This window comes from Acidiphilium sp. C61, from assembly GCF_905116885.1.
Classification (GTDB): domain Bacteria; phylum Pseudomonadota; class Alphaproteobacteria; order Acetobacterales; family Acetobacteraceae; genus Acidiphilium.
In genome coordinates this window covers 642948-663262 of the sequence record NZ_CAJHNI010000005.1, presented here as the reverse complement: position 1 = coordinate 663262, position 20315 = coordinate 642948, and the positions used below count along the sequence as shown (strand labels likewise).

The following is a 20315-nucleotide window of genomic DNA, read 5'->3' as shown; positions in this document are numbered from 1 at the left end:
TCGCGCTCCGGAAAGTTTTTTCAACATGGCGCGCAGCCTTGCGGTGTTGCGCGCGCGATCATGGCGCGTCGCCGCGCAGCATCATGCGCAGGTCAGCAAGGATGGGAGCCGGGTCGGCGCCGAGTTCATCGCGCAGCAGATCGGCCCAGTCGCCGATATCTTCGACCCTCGTGGGGTTGTCGCGCAACAACTCGCGCTTGATGAACGGATAGCCGGACAGCAGCAAATGGCGCCAGAGATCCGAGGTCGGGTTCAGCGGGCGGCGGCGGGCGATGGCGTCGCGCAGCCGGAGGATGTGCAGCCAGCGGGTGAGATCGTGCGGGTCGGCGCGGCCGCCGGGCTCGATATCGAGATAGGGCGCGAGCTGATCGCGCGTGATCTGCCGGGTCAGCGCCTCATAGGGCCAGAGTGCGGCGACGCGCAGCCCGCCACGAATCATCGCCTGGGTCAGGCCGACCTCGTATTTGCCGATCACATAGGCTTTCGACGGCGCAGGGATCACGCCCGACCAGAAGCGGCGGAAGGCGGGGCTGCGGAGGGCGCGCGGGCCGAAGGCGACGAAATAGGACTGCAGGTGGTAGCGGCGCTGCCAGCTCTCGGTGAGGCCCCAGACATCGGCTTCGTCGTAGTCCAGCCGGAGAAGCATCGAGTCGATCGGGCGGATCGGACCGAAAATGCTGTCATTGGCGATGATGATCTCCTCGGTCCCGGCACGCGGGAGATCGAGCGTCTCGATCGCGTCGCGCCAGCCACCAAAATCATAGCCGATGTTTCGCCGCACGAGAATGCCGGCGCAAATGTCGAGCAGGCGCGCTTCGGCGGAAGGATCGAGCTCACCGGCATTGGTCAGGAAGACCACTGACCGACCGGAGGCAGCGAGTTGGGCGATGTAATCGAACAGTGCCTCGCGCACGCGCCCGCCGCGGTCCCAGTGCAGGAAGAGAACAACACGAGGTCCAAGCTCGATGCCCCGATCGGGCTTGCGGGCAATGACCTGGTGTGGGCTGCGCAGCCGGCCGATTACGGCTGCGACACTCATGATGACGAGGTTCCAGGCGTCGCGGAGGCCGCGCCAAGTGAGGCGGAGAAGCTGGGCAGTGTTCATGGGGCGGGTGCGGCCAGTTCGGTCCTGAGACTGTCGGGAGCGCCGTCATAGCGCGTCAGCATCGCCCGGCCCAGAGCCGTGGCTTCGGCGGCGCGGCCGGTGCGATGCAAGGCGATCATCTCGCCGCGCAGCGCCTCCCAGAACAGTAGTGGCGCCGCTTCTCCGGCAGCGAGATCGGCAGCAAAACCGCGGCGGACTGCGGCAAAGGCAAGTTCGGCGCGATGCGGGCGGGCTGGCTCTTGAAGTTCGAGCAGGCCGAGGGCGAAGCCAGCGCCGCGCAGCGTCTCGTTCGTTGCCGGGGTGAAACCGGCGAAAGCGGGCTCGATGCGGCGGCGCAGCAGGGATGCCGCCGCGAAATCTCCGGCATTCACCGCTTGGGTAAAGGTGCCGAGCGCGAGTCCGGCGATGCGGTCTGCCGGCGCACCTTCGGCTTCCAGCCGCTCCAGGAGGAGGATCACATTGCCGATGTCGCCCGTTGCGACGGCGCAGCCTGCCCTTGCGGCGAGCAGTTCGATCCGGGCCGGTGGGGCGAGGGCGGCTTCGTCGACTGGGGCGATCAGGCTGCTGGCCTCGTCGGGCCGGTTGAGATGCAGCAGGCGGAGCGCGCCCTGGACCAGAGCATCGCCTCTTGCGGCGTGATCGAGATGCGGCAGGCCTTCGAGCAGGGCGGGCAGCATGACGGGATCGCCGGCGACCAGGGTGAGGGCAATCATGGCGATCGCGGCATCATGTCCGTCGGCATCGTCTATCGCGGCCCAGGTGGTGACGGGGGCGGATTCGGCGATAGTCACGGCCTCGTCGTAGCGGGCGCGGTTGACCAGTGTCACGAAGGCGCCGAGCGTGATCTGGCGGCGCCGCTCGGGTGAGACCGGCACTGCGGCGATGCGGGCTGGGGCGTGGGCCGGATCGCCGGTGACGAGGTCGAGAATGGCAAGGGCGCTTACCGCGGCGATGCGGGTCGGATCGGCCGGATCGCCGGTGGCGGCCAGCGTCTCCACGCCAGAGGTTTCGGCATAGCGGGCGGCGTCGGCGTAACGGCCGTTGTTTACTAGACGGCAGAACCCATCGATCACCATTTCCCGCTGTGTTGCGTGATCGAGCGCGAGGCCGGACAGCCGGGACGGAATATCCGCGGGATCGCCGGTGGCAAGGTCGAGCAGTGCGAGGGCGCGGCGGGTGTCGCGGCCGATTGCATCGTCGCGGGCGACCGCGTGGCTGACGATGTTCTCGGCATCGGCCATCGCCACCGCCTCTTCGTGCCGGGCGGCGGCGACGAGGCGGGTGAAGGCGGTGAGCACCGCCTCGACCCGGCGTCTCGGGTCAATCCGCAACGGACGGAGCAGCAGAGGAATCTCGACCGGGTCGGCATGGCGCTCGATGGCACCGGCAAGCGCGTTCGAGGCGTCGGTGCCGAGCGCGTCGGTGCGGCCCGCGCAGAGTTGGGCGGTGCGGTGCAGCAACGGGACGAGGGAGGCTTCCTCACCGTCATTCGACAGGCGGACGATCGCCCCCAGAAGGAATGGCGCACCGGGGCTGGAGGGCGTGTCGGCGCCGAGCCGATCGGCGAGAGCGATGGCGCGGTGCGGGTCGCCACCCGGGCCGAGGGCGAGTTGTCCCAGTACAATCAGCGCGTCCTGCACCGTTGCGGGTGGCAGTTCGGGGCCGGGTTCGGTGAGACCCTCTTCCTGCATCAGCGCACGGGCGCGCTCTGGCGCGCCGGCGTTCACCAGTTCTATCACGCCGCGCCATAGCACGTCGCGCCGCTCGGCCTCTGGTGCGTCGCGGGTCGCAAGGACGGCGAAGCGGCCATGGGTTTCGGGGGCGGCGACGCGGGCGGCTTCGAGCGCCGCTTCGGCGGCCGCGCGGAAGGCGAGCTGGGTAGCCAGCGCATCATTTAGCGTGAGGCGGGCGAGGGCTTCATGCAGGGCGGCGGCGGCATCGCCGGCGAGGGCGAACACGGCGCCGGCGCGCGGCCGCGTGGCGCGATCAGCGCGCAGGCGGCTGGCCTCGGCGTGCAGGATCATGCCGAGATTGAGCGGCATGACCTCGTTCAGCCGGGCAAGGGGCAAGCTCATCCAGTCCGCCGGGATGGTCTCCAGCGTGTCGGGCTCGAAGCCGTAGCGGGCGCGGATGGCCGGCCATAGATGGGAGCGCGCGGCGGCTGCGGCCGGCCAGTCGAGATCGATCGCTGCCTCGAACAGGGCGCGGGCGGCGAAGCCGAGGCCGGGATCGGAGGCGGGATCGAGGGCGCGGGCACGATCGGCGAGCCAGGCGCGGAAACGGGGGCGCTGGGCGGCATCGTCCTCGGCCAGTGCGCCACGGGTGGCGCCGGCATAGGCGACCAGGGTGAGCCCCTCGCGGGCGACACGGACATTGGCGAAGCCGGCAGCTTCGAGCAGGCGGCGCAGGCTCGCCTCGGTCTGGAAGACCATGTGGATGCCGGGGGCGAGCAGCTGGGCGAGATCGGTTTCCGGTGTCGCGCGGTCGATCGCCGCGCCGTCGGGGGTGGTGAGCAACAGAATGCCGTCCGGTGCCAGACGGGCCCGCAGCTCGGCGATCAGCGCGGCGGGACGCTGGACGTGTTCGATCACCTCGGTCGCGGCGATGACGTCCCAAGGTTTGGCATCGGGCAGCGCGTCGGGGAAATAGCCGTCGATGATGTCGAGACCGAGATCGGCGGCGCCGACATGGGCCATTGGCGACGGGTCGATGCCGAGGCAGGTCCAGCCCATCGCGTGGCGGGCAAAGTCGAGGCCGAAACCGTAGCCGCAGCCTATTTCGAGGCAGCGCGTGCCGCCAGGGCGGGCGATACGGCCGAGCAGGCGGGTGATGGCAACGAGGCCGGCGCCTTGCTGGATGTGAAACTGGTGCCAGCCCCAGTCCATCACGTCGGGGTCGCCATAATTGGGCACGCGCAGCGGCGGATAGAAGCGGGCGGTGCAGGCGGGGCAGGCGAATACCGGCTTGCGGTCGCCGCGAGGCAGCTTGGGCGCAGTCCAGGCGACGTCGAGCAGGCGGGGCTTGGGGCCTTCGGCGCCGCAATTCGGGCAGACGAGATCCTGCGGCGCCGCCGGCGCATCCGGCCAGTGGACGCGGATTGCCGGGGCGGTGGCGGGTTGGAGCGGGGTGGTCGTCATGGCCGGGAGTTGGCGTCTCTTCGTTACATGAAAAGGGCAGGAACGCGGGCGCGGAGTGCTGCGTCGAGTTCCTCGCGACGGGCCCAGAGGGAGCGATACCAGTCGGTCCGCGCGCGGACCTGGTAGGCCAGCATGCGGTTGGCGGCGATCTCGGCGCGGGCGGCGTCAGCCAGGCGGCGGGCGGCCTCGGGATAGGCGAGCAGACGGAGGAGCTGCATGCGCAGATGGTCCGGCGAGGTAAAGAGCAGCCCGGTTTCGCCATCACGAAGCGAGGCGCCGTAGACTACCGAACTGGCGAGAGGAATCACGCGGGCGGCGGCTGCTTCGATGAATTTCAGGTCGGACTTGCTGCGGTTGAACGTCGTGTCTGCCAGCGGCATGAAGCTGATCTCGCAACCCGAAAGGTGCTTGCGGTAGGTTACGTAGTCGGAGATCGGCACGAAGTCCTTATGCGGTGTTTCCAGGGCATCGAAGAAACCGCGGTCGTGCATGACGTGTATGTGCAGGCGGGGGCCCACGGCGCGCAGCACTTCGTTGAGCACCGGGATAAAGGGCCCCCAGTCCTCTTCGCGGTTGAGCGCGCCGAAAAACATGGTCAGGCGGTCGGGGTTGGTAAAATTTGCGGGCGGCTCAAGGTCGCGGATCGCGTTGGGAAAGACCGCGATCTCGGAATTCCATGCGGACAGGGTGGCCGCGAGAGGTTCGGTGCTGGTCTGGATCGCGTGGACACCGGTGAATGTGAGCAGGTCATTCACATCGATGCCGCGGGCAGCAAGGAAATCAGGGTGATCGTCGAACTCGGTAACAACGAGGAAGCCGCGATCGATCAGCGCGCGGACGCGGGCGCGGCCGGCATCGCCCACCAGGAGCGGGCGATGCAGCACGGCGATGTGCGGTGAGCCGTCGATGACGCGGGCGATCTCGGCCTCTTCCCGCACCGCACTGAAGACGGTGGGATCGGACGCAAGGGCTGCGGCCGGTTCAATCACTCGTACATCGGAGACCCCGCCTTGCGGCGGCAGCATTGTGGAGATCACCACGAGGCGCTCGCGCGGGTTGCGGCTGGCCCGCCAGATGAACTGCACAGGTGTGGCGCGGTCGAGATATTCGGACGGGGCAATGCCGAGAGCTGCGAGGGCGGGGGTGATGGCCTCGACGAAGCGGGATGCCGGCCCCTGGTCGCTCGGGCGGGAGCGGACATCGCACGGTGTCAGCCCTACCTGTTCGAGCAGGGCCCGCATGCTGCGGGCGGTGAAGAAGCGCAGATGGGTGCGATCGAGCAGGCCGTGATGATCGTAGTCGAATTGGCCGGTGAACAGGCGATAGACGATGCTCCAGTGCTCCACATTGGGAAAGCAGACGATCACCGATCCACCTGGGTTCAGGTGGCGGAGATGCCGGGATAGCACCGCCCAGGGATCGGCCATGTGTTCGAGCACGTCGCCATAGACCAGGACGTCGACGCCACCGGACAGGTCGAAAGGAAAATCATCCGTCTCAATGTCGCAGAGAGCAACCTCGGTCAGCCGTGTCCGGGCCAGTTCGAGTGCTGTTGTGTCAGCATCGACACCGAGGACGCGGGCACGTGGGTTGAGCCGCAAATAGGCGGCGCCGAGCGCGCCGCCACTGCAGCCGACATCGATCACGGTTCGCGCATCGAGGGGGATGGCAGCAAGCAACTCGGGGTTTGCAAAATCCGGATAGGCGCCAGCCATCGCGATTTCCGGCTGCGCGCCTGCGGCAGGGGCCGCGGCGATTAATTCACTCATCAAAATACTCCCTGTCCTGCTCAAATTCCGGACCGGCGGCAAAATGTGAAACGCCGCCACGGCCCACGCCGTGATAAACAAAGCCGGCGGCACGAATTGCCTCCGGATCAAAAATATTGCGCAGGTCGACAATCAGTCGTCCCTGCATCCGCGCAGCCAGCCACTCTGGCGAGAGGGCACGGAATTCGTTCCACTCGGTCAGCACAACCAGGATCGCGGCGCCGTCGATCGCCGTTGTGGCGGTTTCGGCGTAGCTTACACAGTCTGGCAGCAGCGCTTTTGCCGCATCCATCGCTGCCGGATCATAGGCGATGATTTCGCCGCCGTCATCTGCCAGTGCTTCGATTGTGGGAATGGCGGGTGAGTCCCGCATATCGTCGGTTTCGGGCTTGAAGGCCAGGCCGAGCACGGCAATGCGCATGCCGCGCACCGAGCCGCCAGCGGCATCCAGGATGCGCCGTCCGAGGCCGGCCTTGCGTGCCTCGTTCACCGCCACCACCGCTTCGGTCAGCCGGGAGGGGGCGCGGGCGTCCTGCGCGATGCGGGCGAGGGCCAGCGTGTCCTTTGGGAAGCAGGAGCCGCCGAAGCCGGGGCCGGGGTGAAGGAATTTGGCGCCGATCCGCCGGTCGAGCCCCATGCCGCGGGCAACCCCGTGCACATCCGCCCCTACTGCCTCGCAGAGATCGGCCATCTCGTTGATGAAGGTAACCTTCATCGCAAGGAAGGCGTTGGCGGCGTATTTGATGAGTTCGGCGGTCTCGAGGGTGGTGATCAGGATTGGCGTCTCGATCAGGTTCAGCGGGCGGTAGAGCGCGCGCAGCACCTCGCGGGCGCGCTCGGTCTCGGCGCCGACGACAACGCGGTCCGGCCGCATGAAATCGCCGATCGCGCTGCCCTCGCGCAGGAATTCGGGATTCGAGGCGACGTCGATCGAGAGGTCGGGGCGGCGGGCGGCAGCGAGGGCGGCAAGTCGGCGGCCGGTGCCGACCGGGACGGTGGATTTGGTGACCAATACGGTTGAATGATCGAGTGCCGCCAACACCTGCTCGGTAGCTGCAAACACATAAGACAGGTCGGCATGGCCGCCGCCGCGGCGGGCGGGTGTGCCCACGGCGATGAAAACAGCCTCGGCCCCCGCGATAGCCTCTTCGATATTGCCGGTGAATCCAAGCCGGCCAGCGGCGCGGTTGCGCGCCACCAGCGGATCGAGCCCAGGTTCATAGATCGGGATCTCGCCGCGATGCAGCCGGCCGAGCCGTCCTGGATCGGTTTCCGCGACCATCACGCTCACACCGAATTCGGCGAAACAGGCTGCCGAAACCAGACCGACATAGCCGCCGCCGATGATCGCGATTTTCAACACGTTCAGCTCTCCTGACAGCCCTGATGGTTGTTCTGGCAACCATGAGAGCGCGAAGCAATAGGTGCCGGCAGGTGGTTCAGGTCGTCCTGGCGTCGCATTCCCAATAGGGCGGCGTGCCGAGATGGGCAGCAAAACCGTCGATGAAAGCACGCACCTTGGGTGGGACCACCCGCTTGGGTGGATAAACCGCCCAGATGAAGCGCTCGCCAGGCCAGAACATCGCCTGATGATCGGGCAGCAGGCGGACCAGTTCGCCCGCGCGCAACGCGGCACCGGCGATCCAGCCCGGCAGCAGGGCCGCCCCAAGCCCCGCCCGGGTCGCGGCGAGCAGGGCCTCACTGTCATTCAGGCGAATACGGCCGGTGAGCGGTATGTCGTGCCGTTGTCCCGCCGGGTCGGTCAGCAGCCAGCGGTCGTGTGGTTGCAAGGCGAAGAGGAGATGCGGCAGGCGGAAGAGATCGTCGGGACTGCCGATCGGATCGTACCGGGCGAGCAGGGCAGGGGAGGCGCAGAGCACCCGGCGGTGCGGCGCGAGCTTGCGGGCGATCAGCCGGCTTTCCTCCAGCGCGCCGATGCGGATGGCGAGATCGGTTCCCGATTCGATGATGTCGACCACCGTATCGTTAAGGGTGAGGTCGATGCGGATGTCGGGCCAGGCAGCAGCGAAGCCCGGCAGAAACGGCATGACATGCAACCGGCCGAAGGCGGATGGCACGTTGAGGCGCAGCAGGCCCTGTGGCCGGGCGTTGAGATCGGCGGCGACGGCGCGGGCTTCGTCGAGTTCGGCAAGCACGCGGCGGGCCCGTTCGAGAAAGGCGAAACCGACCTCGGTGAGATGCAGCTTGCGGGTGGAGCGGTTGAACAACGCAGCGCCGAGTTCGCCTTCAAGAGAGGCAATGGCGCGTGAAACCGAAGACGGCGGCAGTCGGGCCTCGCGTGCGGCGCCGGAAAAGCTGCCAAGTTCGGCGGCACGAACGAAGGCGCGGAGTCGGGCGAGTTCGTCCATACGGCTTGCTTGTGCTCCCAGAGCAAAAATGAATTGTGATTTCTGCTTCTACAGCATGGGTAACGGCAGGCGCAAATAGGATCGGGTGATGAGGAGAGAGAGATGCGCCGGATTGCTGAGTTTCAGACGAAAGGGCTGGCGCCTGCTGCGCGGCGGGCGGGTCGCCTCATATTCGGGTTTCTCGTCATGTTAGCTTGCCTTGAGGTGGGCGGCGCCCTCGCGCCGCTGCTGCCGGTGCGGTTGCCGGGAGCGCTGATGGGCATGGTGGTTCTGGCGGCGTTGCTCACGGCGCATCGCGGGCGAGTTGCGGTGGCAGCTAGTGAGGCGGGAACGCTGCTAATGCGCCGCTATGCGCTGTTCTTCGTGCCTGCAGGCGTGGGGGTGATGACCAGCTTCGGCCCGCTGCGGGGGGCTTGGCCAGCGGTAGTGACGGCTCTGATCGTCTCCTCGCTGCTCGCACTCGTGGTGACGGGGCTGACAATGCAGCTGGTGCTTGGGTTGCAGGCCCGTTCGCGACGCGCCGTGTTGCAGGTGGTCTGCGGCCATGAGTGAGGTGCTTCACGGTATGTTGCCCGAATTTGGGTTTACCGCCGCCACTATGCTGATTTTTGAGGCGGCGCTATGGATGACGCGTCGGGTGAAACACCCGGCGCTGAACCCAACTCTTTTGACGATCTTAGTCATAATGGCCGGGTTGGCAGCTGGGCGTGTGCCTTATCCGACCTATGCACGCGGATCGGAGCCATTGGCCTGGCTGCTCGGACCCGCGACGGTCGCGCTCGGTGTGCCACTCGCGCGTAATTTGAGCGCGATCATACGCGATAGTGCGGCAATTTTCGTCTCTCTCACCTCCGGCGCACTGACCGCGGCAATTTCTGGCCCGCTGGTTTTGAAAGTTTTAGGTGGAACCAGTGTGTTAGGTTTGGCAATGGCGCCAAAAGCGGCAACAACGCCGATCGCGATGGTGGTTGCGCAAGAGATCGGTGCCTCCCCTTCGCTTGCGGCGGTGTTTGCGATCGCCGGCGGAGTGATTGTTGCGATTGCAGCGCGTCCGCTATTGGGTTGGTTCGGAATCGAGGATCATCGAGCCTTCGGCCTTGCTGCGGGTGTGGCAGGCAGCGGGATCGGGGCCGCCGAGGCAGTCGCGCGTGATCCGGAAGCTGGCGCCTACGCTGCGCTCGGTGTCGGCCTGACGGCGCTGGCGACTGCGCTGGTAGTGCCAGTACTCGCGACACTAGTTGGTTAGAGCTGGACACCCGCAATAACCCTGTGAAGGTTGTTGAATTCGTGATTCACTGAGCGGGTCGTGAATTGGAGGCGGGTGGATGGAGGCGTGGTCGCTATTCGGGCTCTCGGAGCATCTTGAGCGTCTGAGCAAGACCGGGGACCCGCTGGAGGTTCTGGAAGCGACGGTCGATTTCGAGCATTTCCGTGGCTAGCTGGTTGAAGGGCTGGGCTATTGCGACGGAGCCAGGGGTGGCCGCCCGCCCTTCGACCCTGTTTCGATGTTCAAGACGCTGATCCTTCAGACCCAGCACAATCTGAGCGATGCCAGGATGGAGTTCATGATCCGGGACCGCCTGTCCTGGATGCGCTTCCTGCGCTTTGATCTTGGCGGGCCGACGCCGGATGAGAACACGATCCGGCTGTTCCGTAACAAATTGACCGAGACCGGCACGCTGAAGCAGGTGATGAAGGCGTTCGACTGGCAATTGCAGAAGAAGGGCTACATCCCGATGTCGGGCCAGATCGTCGATGCGTCGCTGGTGCCGGCGCCGAAGCAGCGGAACACGGATGCGGAGAAGGAAGCGATCAAGGCCGGCAAGACAGCGCGTGAGATCTGGCCGGACGAGCCCCACAAGGCGGCGCAAAAAGACACGGACGCGCGATGAACGCTCAAGATCGGCGGCAAGATCCGGTATCGGCCGGACGGCACGCCACTGCCCCAGATTGCGCTGCCGGTGTTCGGCTACAAATCCCATGTCGCGATCGACTGGCGCTTCGGCTTCATCCGGGAGAGTGCGGTGACCTCGGCCGCGCAACCGGATGGGCGGATGCTGTCGCGACTAGTGAGCACACAGAATTCCTCCTCGGAGGTCTGGGCCGACAGCGCCTATCGCTCGCAGAAGAATGAGAAATGGCTGGCTTCAAGGATGCTGGTCAGACGCATCCACAGGCGCAAGCCGGCGGACAAGCCGATGCCGCACAATATCGCGCGGGCCAATGCCGCGAAATCGTCGATCCGTGCCCATGTCGAACACGTCTTCGCCCACCAGAAGAACAGGTTCGGCCTGTTCATCCGCACCATCGGCATCGCGCGGGCCGAAGCGAAACTCATCCTGGCCAATATCGCCTACAATTTCGACCGGCTCATCTTCCATGAACGCGCCCAAGCCATGGGATGAATCCGTCCAGACCTCGGGATTGCGGCACCGATCGCGGCCTCCGCGACCCACGCCCGACGGTCGAATGAGGCTCTTCAAACGGCCAGGAGCGCAGTATCCAGATTCAGATCCAACCAACCGCTCAATACGCAAGGGTAAATACGGGCGTCCAGCTCCACATTTTTACAAATAATTTAATAAAATTAACGAAAAATATTAAAATATAATTATTTATTGACTCTTTTCGTGTAAAATAAAATCTAACATTCGTTTTGTGCTTTGTTCCCATGTTAACCAATTTATTTTATTTGAATTAGGAGAAAGTCCATTCTTGTAATCATGAATCCATTTTTGAATCATATTTACTAATTCAGAAGAATTATTTCCTGCAAAATAGAATATATTGTCGCCTGCAACCTCTCGGAAAACAGGTATATCACGTGCAATTATCGGCACACCACGCATAGCTGCCTCAATTAAGGGTAACCCAAATCCCTCATTTATACTTGCTGCGATTAGACAATCGCAAATTTTATATATATTTTCTAATACATTATCGTCTGGCGATTCAATCCAAATTAGACGACGTTGGAATTCCGGGTGTTTACGTATGCGTTCTGCAGGAATTTGACTCTTCCAGTCGGGCCTTCCAACTATAACAAGTTGAATATCCATTCCCGACGCCCAAAGATGCTCAAACGCATCAATTACTTGTTCATGTGCTTTTCTTATTTCAATTGTACCAACCATTAAAAATTTTAAATTTTTTTCATTTATATTAAATTTTTGTAAAATATTAAAATTTTTGTGTCGATTTTTATTAGATGAATGGATATTTGCTCCAAGATGCGTCCAGCCTAATTTGATTTCATGATTTTTCTGAAAATGAAATAGATTTAGCCAGTCACGAAGATCATTCATTACAGTCTGGGATATAGCGAGCAAACCATCTGCATTTGATATAGTTTCAAGCCAAATTCTATGATTTTCAGTGACAATTGGCAATGTCGTTTCAGGGTGAAGCACTGGCATCAAATCGTATACAGTAAATAAAATTTTAACTCCTATTTTTTGCCAATTAAAAATTTGATTTTTATTCACAATAGTTGTATATGTTGATAAATCAAGACCCCAAAATACATCATTTTTCCAAACTTCTACTGCATCGTCACAAATTGAGCCTGGATCAAAGCCAAGAAATTTTGCTGTAAAGCGGCGAGCATAGCGATATCCGTACGATGATCCTGCATATATTGGCTCAATTCGATATCCAAATACTTCATTTTTCAATAGTTCTATAAGTACTTCACGAACAACTCTCTGTATTCCTGTATGAATATCTACATGACAGATTGCTGACACATCGACAAAAAGTTGTCGATGTCTCATTTTATTTAAATTTTCTGAGAAAAAAAAGTTTGATGACATTGCTATGATTCCGTTTCGTTATTATTATTTTATTGCAGACTATAAGCTTGAAGAAGAGTTTTGGTCCATTATTCTAGATATAAGAGATGACGCTAGTATCTTGATGTCTGCCTGTTTTGCTGACTGCAAAGCCAACTCACGCATCTGATATCGGTCTCTTTTTGACAATTCAACAGCCTTAATCATAGTATCAAGCATACTTTCTGCATCGCCAGCACGATAAGTAAGTGAATTTTCTGCGGGTCTAATAAAATCAAGAAGGGCGGGTAGATCAGGAACGATTGTAGGACGACCAAAACCGTGCGCTAGAGATAAAGTACCTGATGTCAACGCGCGCCGATAGGGAAGTATAACAAAATCAGCTGATTTTATTACGTATTGCATAACCGTATCATCAATAAATCGAGGTATGAGTCGGATACAGTTCTCTATAGTTATGTAACGTTCTTCAAAATATCCACTTCGCCGACCTGCCATAACTAAGCGTGCGTGAGGAAAAATTGCGTTAAGAGCAACAAAACAATCTAATAATTGATCTATTTCTTTTTCTTTATTATTATCGCCAACAAAAGAGAATAAAATATTAGATTCGTCAAATTCAAAATATTTCTTTGCTGCATCGTCATTTATATCATTTGGATAAAATGCTGCAATATTTGGAAAATTAGAAATAACTATTTTTCTTTCGTTTGCACCTACATTTAATAATAAAGTTTTAGCAGTGTAAGAGTGTACATGAATAGTATCAACAATTTGTGCTATTGCTTCTCTCAATCGCGTATATAGATTGGGAAACCTGCCATCATGTGGCACGTCGTCATGCACAGTCCATACGATATGTCCGCCTTGTGCTTGAAATGCAATAAATTTCTCTAAAATTTTAGATATTGTTGATGATGCTTCGATTTCGCTATCAATATCAACGTATAATAAATCTTCCCAATGCAAATGAAATACACACCGATGAGATTTTATAAGATTTAATGCAATATCGATTGATCCAGTGAAAACATTCACTGAATTTTTTAATTCCTTCTCTAGTATCTTCTGATAAGGCCTGCTGCCTCGATATTCAGACGAAAAAATCCAACTAAGTTTTTCATTTTCCATGGTTGAATCCGGATATTTTTGGCGGTTCAAAGTGAGCTAATAATATGTATATAATTTGATAATTTATTTTTTATTAAAAATGTATTTTTACCAATCAGCATAAAGACTCATCAGCCGTCGGTCCCTCGAGGCCATTTCGGAATGGGGCGGAAACGTTTTTTGGTGAGGGATTGGCTGGTTGGGCCAAATGTGATTCCGGGCAGGTGTTCGAAGCTTTGCCGGAGACGCCGTGCTGGACAACGCCATGCTCAAGGGAATTGCGTCAAAAGAAATTCTAGCGCCCAGCCATAAGCGGGAGGCGGTGGCTCATCTTCAAACCCTGTTCGAGGTGAGCCAACGCCGGGCCTGCGATGCGCTGGGCGTGGATCGGACCACAGTGCGGTATCAAAGCCGCCGCCCGGATGATGCGGAGGCTCGCGAACGCATGTGCGTGCTTGGGGCCGATCACACCGTCGATGGCGGTATCAGGAATTCCGTGTATGGTTGGCGGTGGAACATCAGGCCGCCAGGGGCCCTTACGAAGTGGTCGCCGAAGATGACGGCGAACTGAGCCTTTGCCATAGCCCATTCTCGAGGTGGCATCACCCACTCTTTTTTGGATCGGTTGAGGATCAGATAGAGCAGCCTGGCAGTGGCCTCGGCGGGCCTGGCATCAACGGCCCGGTAGATGTCCTTGAGGGCGGTGGCGACCACCTTGCGGTCCTTGTAGGACACGAAATCCATCGAATTCCGGAGCAGGTGGACGATGCAGGTCTGCACGATCGTCTCGGGAAAGACAGCCGTGATCGCCTCCGGGAACCCCTTGAGGCCATCGACCACGGCCAGCAGGATGTCCTCGACGCCACGGTTCTTCAGCTCGTTCATCACGCGCAGCCAGAATTTGGCGCCTTCGTTCTGCTCGATCCAGATGCCGAGTACGACCTTCGTCCCGTCGGCCATAATCCCCAGCGCGATATGGATCGCCTTGTTGCGGATCACGCCCTCGTCGCGGATCTTCATCCGGATGGCATCGAAGAATACCAGCGGATAGACCGGGTCCAGCGGACGCTGCGGCCAGGATGTCACCTCGTCCAGCACCGCATCGGTGATCGTGCTGATCAACTCCGCCGCGGCATCCATGCCGTAGATCTCGCGCAGATGTTCCGCGATCTCCCGGGTGCTCATCCCCCGCGCATACATCGAGGTGATCTTGTCATCGAAGCCTGGAAACCGGCGCTGGTATTTGGCGATCAACTGCGGATCAAAGCTACCCGCACGGTCTCGGGGGATCGCAATCTCGATCTTCCCCGTGCCGGTCGACGCCGACTTGCGGCCATAGCCGTTGTGGCTGTTCTCCCCCTCCGCTTCGTCACTCAGATGGTAATCCATCTCTGCGCTCAGGGCCCGCTCCGCCAGAGCCTTCTTCAGCGCGTTCACCAGATCCCCGGAATTAAGCCCTGCCGCCGCGTCATCCCCAGCCAGCAGCTGGTCCAGAAAATCGTCCGGGATCGCCGGTGCTTTCCGTCGTGCCATGTGGGTCTTCCTTTCTACCCACTACGCCACTCACACACGCGATTCTTGACACTCCTCCTGACGCCGGGACAGGCCTCCGACATCAGCGGCGCGAGGGCGCTTCTGCCCACAATACCGCCACCAGAAGAGCTGATCGCCGACAAGGCCTACGGCGCTGATGATCTTAGCACCTTCCTCACCCGCCAAGGCACCAGGCCGGTGATCTCGCCAATGCCCAACCGCCGCGCCATTCCGCCCTTCGACCCCGTCGCCTACAGAAAGCGCAATCTCATCGAACGCGCCTTCTGCAGGCTCAAGGACTGGCGCGCCATCGCCACACGATATGACAAAACCGCACGAAATTTACTCGCAGGTATTTGCCTTGTCCTCGCCGTCACATCTTGGATCAGTTGAGTCCAGAGCCTAGTCGAATAGGTTTTTAGCGGGGTAGTCTTTCAATCATCTCTGTAATTGACTGAGCATCTGCTGATACTGGAAGAAATGGAAAAAAAAGTAGTGGTAGATCACGCATCTTAGGATTATTTGCTTTATCTAAAGGTGATGGATATACGGTCGATGAAGCGCTTCTTTTAACCAAATTTGTGCGTATAAAACTTAGCTCAAGAACACTCGCTATCGTAAATCCCTCGACTATATATAAAGGCATGCAATTATTTCCATGTACATGGAAAAGTGTAAATTGTTCGTTTAGTATTTGAAGTGATTTTCGAACTTTTATATTAAAATTTGGATTTAAAATACGCTCAAGAAAGTGAATTTCTAAAACAATTTGATCAAATCGAGATAATATTTCGTGATTGATACAAGAGAAAACATCCCATTCATTACCTTCAATATCCATTTTTAATATCATAGAATTTTTATTATTTGGAATGTTATCAAGATGATCAATTAAAGGCATACATTTTGATACTTTTTCATTATCACCGCAGATTCCAATTCTTTTAAAATTGAATCGTTCATGCGTTTGCGGGCATTCACTAACGGTATGGTCATGTAGAAAGATATTTGCACCACGTTCTGCAAGGTCAAACTCAAAGCTTACATCCGGCCCTACGCCAAATGAAATTACGTTTTCGTTTAACTCTCGATCAGCAAGGACATACCCGCCATCTCGCTCATTCCCAAATCTCACTTTTTTTAAATCAATATCAAAAGGGCGGAGAAGAGATAGCGTATTAAAAATTTCATTATAATTATTAACAATAGAAAAATTATTTTCGATAGAATTATTGTCTGTTATAATATCATTATAAAAATTAATATTATACTTTTCTTGATTATTTTTTAAAGAATTAAGAAAACTGTCCCATTGCTTTGATATTGTATTGATACTGAATTTATTTATCGCGTCACTGCGTCCTAATTGACTAATTTTATTTGATAAATTTTGGTCATTTAATAAAGAATATATAACTTCACGGGATTCTCTAATTGTTCGACAAATAAAACCGTTGCTTCCGTGCTCAATAAATTTTTCAATCTCAAAGTATGGACCGCATCTTTCCGGGGGAGCATATACAATAAGAGGAACGCCCATCATCCAAGCTTCTATAAAATTCAAAGTGTAAGGAATATTAAGTCCAGATGCGTAAAGATATACTGCGGCACCTCGATAAAATTCGATTTGCTCTTTTGGGTCTAAATATCCTATTGAGCATGGAAATCCATCATTATCTACTCCACCAAGAATATGAGGGAATCCATCTGTTATTGTAATGTAATCAGAGGCATCTAATGGATATCGTTTTTTGTAATTATTTGAAAAGCTTAAAATAAAACCATTTTTTCCATTCCAATTTGAGTATAAAATTGGATCTTTACCAAATCTTATGATTGCATCTTCGCCGGAATAATAGGGTATTTTTTTCTCAATTTCAGAATATCGAATAATTTTTAGACCATTCTTGCGGTATTCACGAATTTTTCTTTCACAATAATCTAATTTTTGACCTATAGTACGCCAAATAACTTGTATATTATCGAATAATTTCCAGTTATTTATAATAAAATCAACATCATCCATAACAATTACAACATCAAACAAATCAATAAATGATTTCTTTAATTTTGTATATCTTGTATAAAAATTAAATTCGCATCCCATTTCACGAAATTGTTTGTAGAAATCAAGTTCTTCTAAGTTAAACTCGATATGAGGACGAAAATTTTGTACTGCACCGCGGTCATTATTGGCGCCAAGAACGCAAACGCTGTGCCCAAGAGATTTAAACATACGTACTTCATCATCTTCTAGGATATGATGAACTGAATAGTATAGAATTTTCATACTCACTCCTTGGGATATCTAGCGTTTTTAACCGTTAACAAATCATTTATTCGTTGTGTGGTTTTATCAGGAATATATGAACACAAAGATAAGAACCGTGTGCACAACGTCCTTATCCCCGCTAGGCTCTGGACTCAACTGATCCAAGATGTGACGGCGAGGACAAGGCAAATACCAGCGAGGAAATTTCGTGCGGTTTTGTCATATCGTGTGGCGATGGCGCGCCAGTCCTTGAGCCTACAGAAGGCGCGTTCGATGAGATTGCGCTTTCTGTAGGCGACGGGGTCGAAGGGCGGAATGGCGCGGCGGTTGGGCATGGGCGAGATCACCGGCCTGGTGCCTTGGCGGGTGAGGAAGGTGCTAAGATCATCAGCGTCGTAGGCCTTGTCGGCGATCAGCTCTTCTGGTGGCGGTATTGTGGGCAGAAGCGCCCTCGCGCCGCTGATGTCGGAGGCCTGTCCTGGCGTCAGGAGGAGTGCGGCGATGCGTCCCTGCTCATCTGCGACGGCGTGGATCTTGGTCGTCCGTCCACCCCTCGACCGGCCGATGGCCTGGCTTTGCGCCCCCCTTTACCGCCCGCGGCCGCGCGATGTGCCCGAACCGAGGTGCTGTCCACCATGGCGATGCGCGGCGGATCCGCGCAGGCGACAAGCGCCGCGAATATCTCCTGCCAGAGGCCACGCTGGCTCCAGCGGTTGAACCGGTTGAACACAGTGGTTCGTGGCCCATAGGCCTCAGGAAGCGCTCGCCATCGCAAGCCCTCGCGAAAGCGATGCAGGATGCCGCTCAGCACCCGGCGGTCATCAACCCGAGGCTTGCCGCCAAGCTTCGGCAGCAATGGTTCGATCGCAGCCCATTGCGTGTCGTTCAGCCAGAAAAGTTCCGCCATGTTCCAAGTCCTCCAAACAGACTTGAATCAGACGCCCCGTAGTCATGGCAATAGGTACAGAACCTAGAGCATCATCCGATCAGATGGAATCATCTAATCGGATAAAGATGCTCTAACTATCAATAAGACAGAGCACGACATCCGATCCGGATGGATCGGAACGTGCTCTAAATGGATTTCCTCCAGGAGTGAGTAGAGACCGCCCCATCAGGGAAGCGGACGAGATGAAGAGCAGTCGGTTTGACGAGGAGGAGATCATTGGCATCCTCAAAGAGCAGGAGTTAAGGATGTCGACGCCGTGGCCTACAGAAAGCGCAATCTCATCGAACAAGGCTTCTGCAGGCTCAAGGACTGGCGCGCCATCGCCACACGCTACAACAAAACCGCACGAAATTTCCTCGTCGGTATCTGACTCGTTCTTGCCGTCACATCACGTATCAGTTGTGTCCAGAGCCTAGGTTCTGTACCTATTGTCATGACTACGGGGCGTCTGATTCAAGTCTGTTCGGAGGACTTGGAACATGGCGGAACTTTTCTGGCTGAACGACACGCAATGGGCTGCGATCGAACCATTGCTGCCGAAGCTTGGCGGCAAGCCTCGGGTTGATGACCGCCGGGTGCTGAGCGGCATCCTGCATCGCTTTCGCGAGGGCTTGCGATGGCGAGCGCTTCCTGAGGCCTACGGGCCACTGTGTTCAACCGGTTCAACCGCTGGAGCCAGCGTGGCCTCTGGCAGGAGATCTTCGCGGCGCTTGTCGCCTGCGCGGATCCGCCGCGCATCGCCATGGTGGACAGCACCTCGGTTCGGGCACACCGCGCGGCCGCGGGCGGTAAAGGGGGGCGCAAAGCCAGGCCATCGGCCGGTCGAGGGGTGGACGGACGACCAAGATCCACGCCGTCGCAGATGAGCAGGGACGCATCGCCGCACTCCTCCTGACGCCAGGACAGGCCTCCGACATCAGCGGCGCGAGGGCGCTTCTGCCCACAATACCGCCACCAGAAGAGCTGATCGCCGACAAGGCCTACGACGCTGATGATCTTAGCACCTTCCTCACCCGCCAAGGCACCAGGCCGGTGATCTCGCCCATGCCCAACCGCCGCGCCATTCCGCCCTTCGACCCCGTCGCCTACAGAAAGCGCAATCTCATCGAACGCGCCTTCTGCAGGCTCAAGGACTGGCGCGCCATCGCCACACGATATGACAAAACCGCACGAAATTTCCTCGTCGGTATCTGACTCGCTCTTGCCGTCACATCACGTATCAGTTGTGTCCAGAGCCTAGGTTCTGTACCTATTGCCATGACTACGGGGCGTCTGATTCAAGTCTGTTCGGAGGACTTGGAACATGGCGGAACTTTTCTGGCTGAACGACACGCAATGGGCTGCGATCGAACCATTGCTGCCGAAGCTTGGCGGCAAGCCTCGGGTTGATGACCGCCGGGTGCTGAGCGGCATCCTGCATCGCTTTCGCGAGGGCTTGCGATGGCGAGCGCTTCCTGAGGCCTATGGGCCACGAACCACGGTGTTCAACCGGTTCAACCGCTGGAGCCAGCGTGGCCTCTGGCAGGAGATATTCGCGGCGCTTGTCGCCTGCGCGGATCCGCCGCGCATCGCCATGGTGGACAGCACCTCGGTTCGGGCACATCGCGCGGCCGCGGGCGGTAAAGGGGGGCGCAAAGCCAGGCCATCGGCCGGTCGAGGGGTGGACGGACGACCAAGATCCACGCCGTCGCAGATGAGCAGGGACGCATCGCCGCACTCCTCCTGACGCCAGGACAGGCCTCCGACATCAGCGGCGCGAGGGCGCTTCTGCCCACAATACCGCCACCAGAAGAGCTGATCGCCGACAAGGCCTACGGCGCTGATGATCTTAGCACCTTCCTCACCCGCCAAGGCACCAGGCCGGTGATCTCGCCCATGCCCAACCGCCGCGCCATTCCGCCCTTCGACCCCGTCGCCTACAGAAAGCGCAATCTCATCGAACGCGCCTTCTGTAGGCTCAAGGACTGGCGCGCCATCGCCACACGATATGACAAAACCGCACGAAATTTCCTCGCTGGTATTTGCCTTGTCCTCGCCGTCACATCTTGGATCAGTTGAGTCCAGAGCCTAGAGGTGCGACTTCGCCTGCCTTATTCGCCGCCGAGAAGGCCCATGATCCGATTCTGGTAGTAATCGGTCCGGTTTCGCGATATCGGGGTGAACTCCCGGCTCGTGGCGAAATCGCGTGAGCCGTTGGAATATTTGGCGGACCCGGCGCGATTCGAACGCGCGACCTTTGCCTTCGGAGGGCAACGCTCTATCCAGCTGAGCTACGGGTCC

13 protein-coding genes, 1 tRNA gene and 4 pseudogenes are annotated in these 20315 nt (G+C 57.6%); 7 read left to right on the top strand and 11 right to left on the bottom strand.

Going from position 1 to position 20315, the window contains the following annotated elements:
- Window positions 1–58: 58 nt before the first annotated feature.
- The 5 genes from HUW10_RS05885 to HUW10_RS05865 form a co-directional block, all read right to left on the bottom strand.
- Complete coding sequence (locus HUW10_RS05885) at window positions 59–1039, bottom strand: rhamnan synthesis F family protein (RefSeq protein ID WP_174502654.1); 981 nt, start codon at window positions 1037–1039, stop codon at window positions 59–61.
- Window positions 1040–1101: 62 nt separating this feature from the next.
- The gene (locus HUW10_RS05880) at window positions 1102–4242 is read right to left on the bottom strand and encodes a class I SAM-dependent methyltransferase (RefSeq protein WP_174502653.1); all 3141 of its coding nucleotides are present in this window, start codon (window positions 4240–4242) and stop codon (window positions 1102–1104) included.
- Between the two features lie 23 nt (window positions 4243–4265).
- Window positions 4266–6011, bottom strand: coding sequence for a methyltransferase (locus HUW10_RS05875; protein ID WP_174502652.1), 1746 nt, complete (start codon window positions 6009–6011; stop codon window positions 4266–4268).
- Window positions 6004–7371: a UDP-glucose/GDP-mannose dehydrogenase family protein gene (locus HUW10_RS05870; protein ID WP_236656502.1), complete on the bottom strand. Its 1368-nt coding sequence runs from the start codon at window positions 7369–7371 to the stop codon at window positions 6004–6006. Before HUW10_RS05870 ends, HUW10_RS05875 begins: the two co-directional genes overlap by 8 nt.
- Before the next feature lie 79 nt (window positions 7372–7450).
- Window positions 7451–8380, bottom strand: a complete 930-nt coding sequence (locus HUW10_RS05865; protein WP_174502650.1) for a LysR family transcriptional regulator — start codon at window positions 8378–8380, stop codon at window positions 7451–7453.
- A 102-nt stretch (window positions 8381–8482) separates the two neighbouring features.
- Here HUW10_RS05865 and HUW10_RS05860 point away from each other — a divergent pair, with 102 nt between their 5' ends.
- The 3 genes and pseudogenes from HUW10_RS05860 (at window position 8483) to HUW10_RS05850 (ending at window position 10785) form a co-directional block, all read left to right on the top strand.
- Window positions 8483–8932, top strand: coding sequence for a CidA/LrgA family protein (locus HUW10_RS05860; RefSeq protein ID WP_174502649.1), 450 nt, complete (start codon window positions 8483–8485; stop codon window positions 8930–8932).
- Window positions 8925–9626, top strand: a complete 702-nt coding sequence (locus HUW10_RS05855) for an LrgB family protein (protein WP_174502648.1) — start codon at window positions 8925–8927, stop codon at window positions 9624–9626. The genes HUW10_RS05860 and HUW10_RS05855 overlap by 8 nt, the downstream gene beginning before the upstream one ends.
- Before the next feature lie 79 nt (window positions 9627–9705).
- A pseudogene (locus tag HUW10_RS05850) lies at window positions 9706–10785 on the top strand (IS5 family transposase).
- Between the two features lie 210 nt (window positions 10786–10995).
- Here HUW10_RS05850 and HUW10_RS05845 read toward each other — a convergent pair.
- The 3 genes from HUW10_RS05845 to HUW10_RS05835 all read right to left on the bottom strand — a co-directional run bounded on the left by HUW10_RS05845 (window position 10996) and on the right by HUW10_RS05835 (window position 14814).
- Window positions 10996–12192 (bottom strand): glycosyltransferase family 1 protein, encoded by a 1197-nt coding sequence (locus HUW10_RS05845; RefSeq protein ID WP_174502647.1) that lies wholly within the window; start codon window positions 12190–12192, stop codon window positions 10996–10998.
- Between the two features lie 39 nt (window positions 12193–12231).
- On the bottom strand, window positions 12232–13302 hold the full coding sequence (locus HUW10_RS05840; protein WP_174502646.1) for a glycosyltransferase: 1071 nt from the start codon (window positions 13300–13302) through the stop codon (window positions 12232–12234).
- Window positions 13303–13746: 444 nt separating this feature from the next.
- Entirely contained in the window at window positions 13747–14814 is a 1068-nt protein-coding gene (locus HUW10_RS05835; protein ID WP_236656241.1) for an IS256 family transposase, read from the bottom strand.
- Window positions 14815–14859: 45 nt separating this feature from the next.
- Here HUW10_RS05835 and HUW10_RS05830 point away from each other — a divergent pair, with 45 nt between their 5' ends.
- Entirely contained in the window at window positions 14860–15207 is a 348-nt protein-coding gene (locus tag HUW10_RS05830; protein ID WP_174502645.1) for a transposase, read from the top strand.
- 25 nt (window positions 15208–15232) lie between these two features.
- On the opposite strand, the gene HUW10_RS05825 is transcribed toward HUW10_RS05830, so the two are convergent.
- Both HUW10_RS05825 and HUW10_RS05820 read right to left on the bottom strand, forming a co-directional pair.
- The gene (locus HUW10_RS05825) at window positions 15233–17104 is read right to left on the bottom strand and encodes a glycosyltransferase (RefSeq protein ID WP_174502644.1); all 1872 of its coding nucleotides are present in this window, start codon (window positions 17102–17104) and stop codon (window positions 15233–15235) included.
- A 134-nt stretch (window positions 17105–17238) separates the two neighbouring features.
- Window positions 17239–17993 (bottom strand): IS5 family transposase gene (locus HUW10_RS05820; protein ID WP_371808618.1). Its coding sequence is split into 2 segments (ribosomal slippage): window positions 17239–17670 and window positions 17673–17993, totalling 753 coding nucleotides; the frame shifts between segments, so codons are not numbered across the junction.
- Window positions 17994–18285: 292 nt separating this feature from the next.
- Between HUW10_RS05820 and HUW10_RS05815 the strand changes: the two are divergent.
- From HUW10_RS05815 to HUW10_RS05805, 3 pseudogenes are all read left to right on the top strand, one after another.
- A pseudogene (locus HUW10_RS05815) lies at window positions 18286–18405 on the top strand (IS5/IS1182 family transposase); the annotation flags it as partial.
- Between the two features lie 109 nt (window positions 18406–18514).
- Window positions 18515–19229: pseudogene (locus HUW10_RS05810) on the top strand (IS5 family transposase).
- Window positions 19230–19338: 109 nt separating this feature from the next.
- Window positions 19339–20093: pseudogene (locus HUW10_RS05805) on the top strand (IS5 family transposase).
- Between the two features lie 145 nt (window positions 20094–20238).
- Here HUW10_RS05805 and HUW10_RS05800 read toward each other — a convergent pair.
- Window positions 20239–20315 (bottom strand) — tRNA-Arg (locus tag HUW10_RS05800).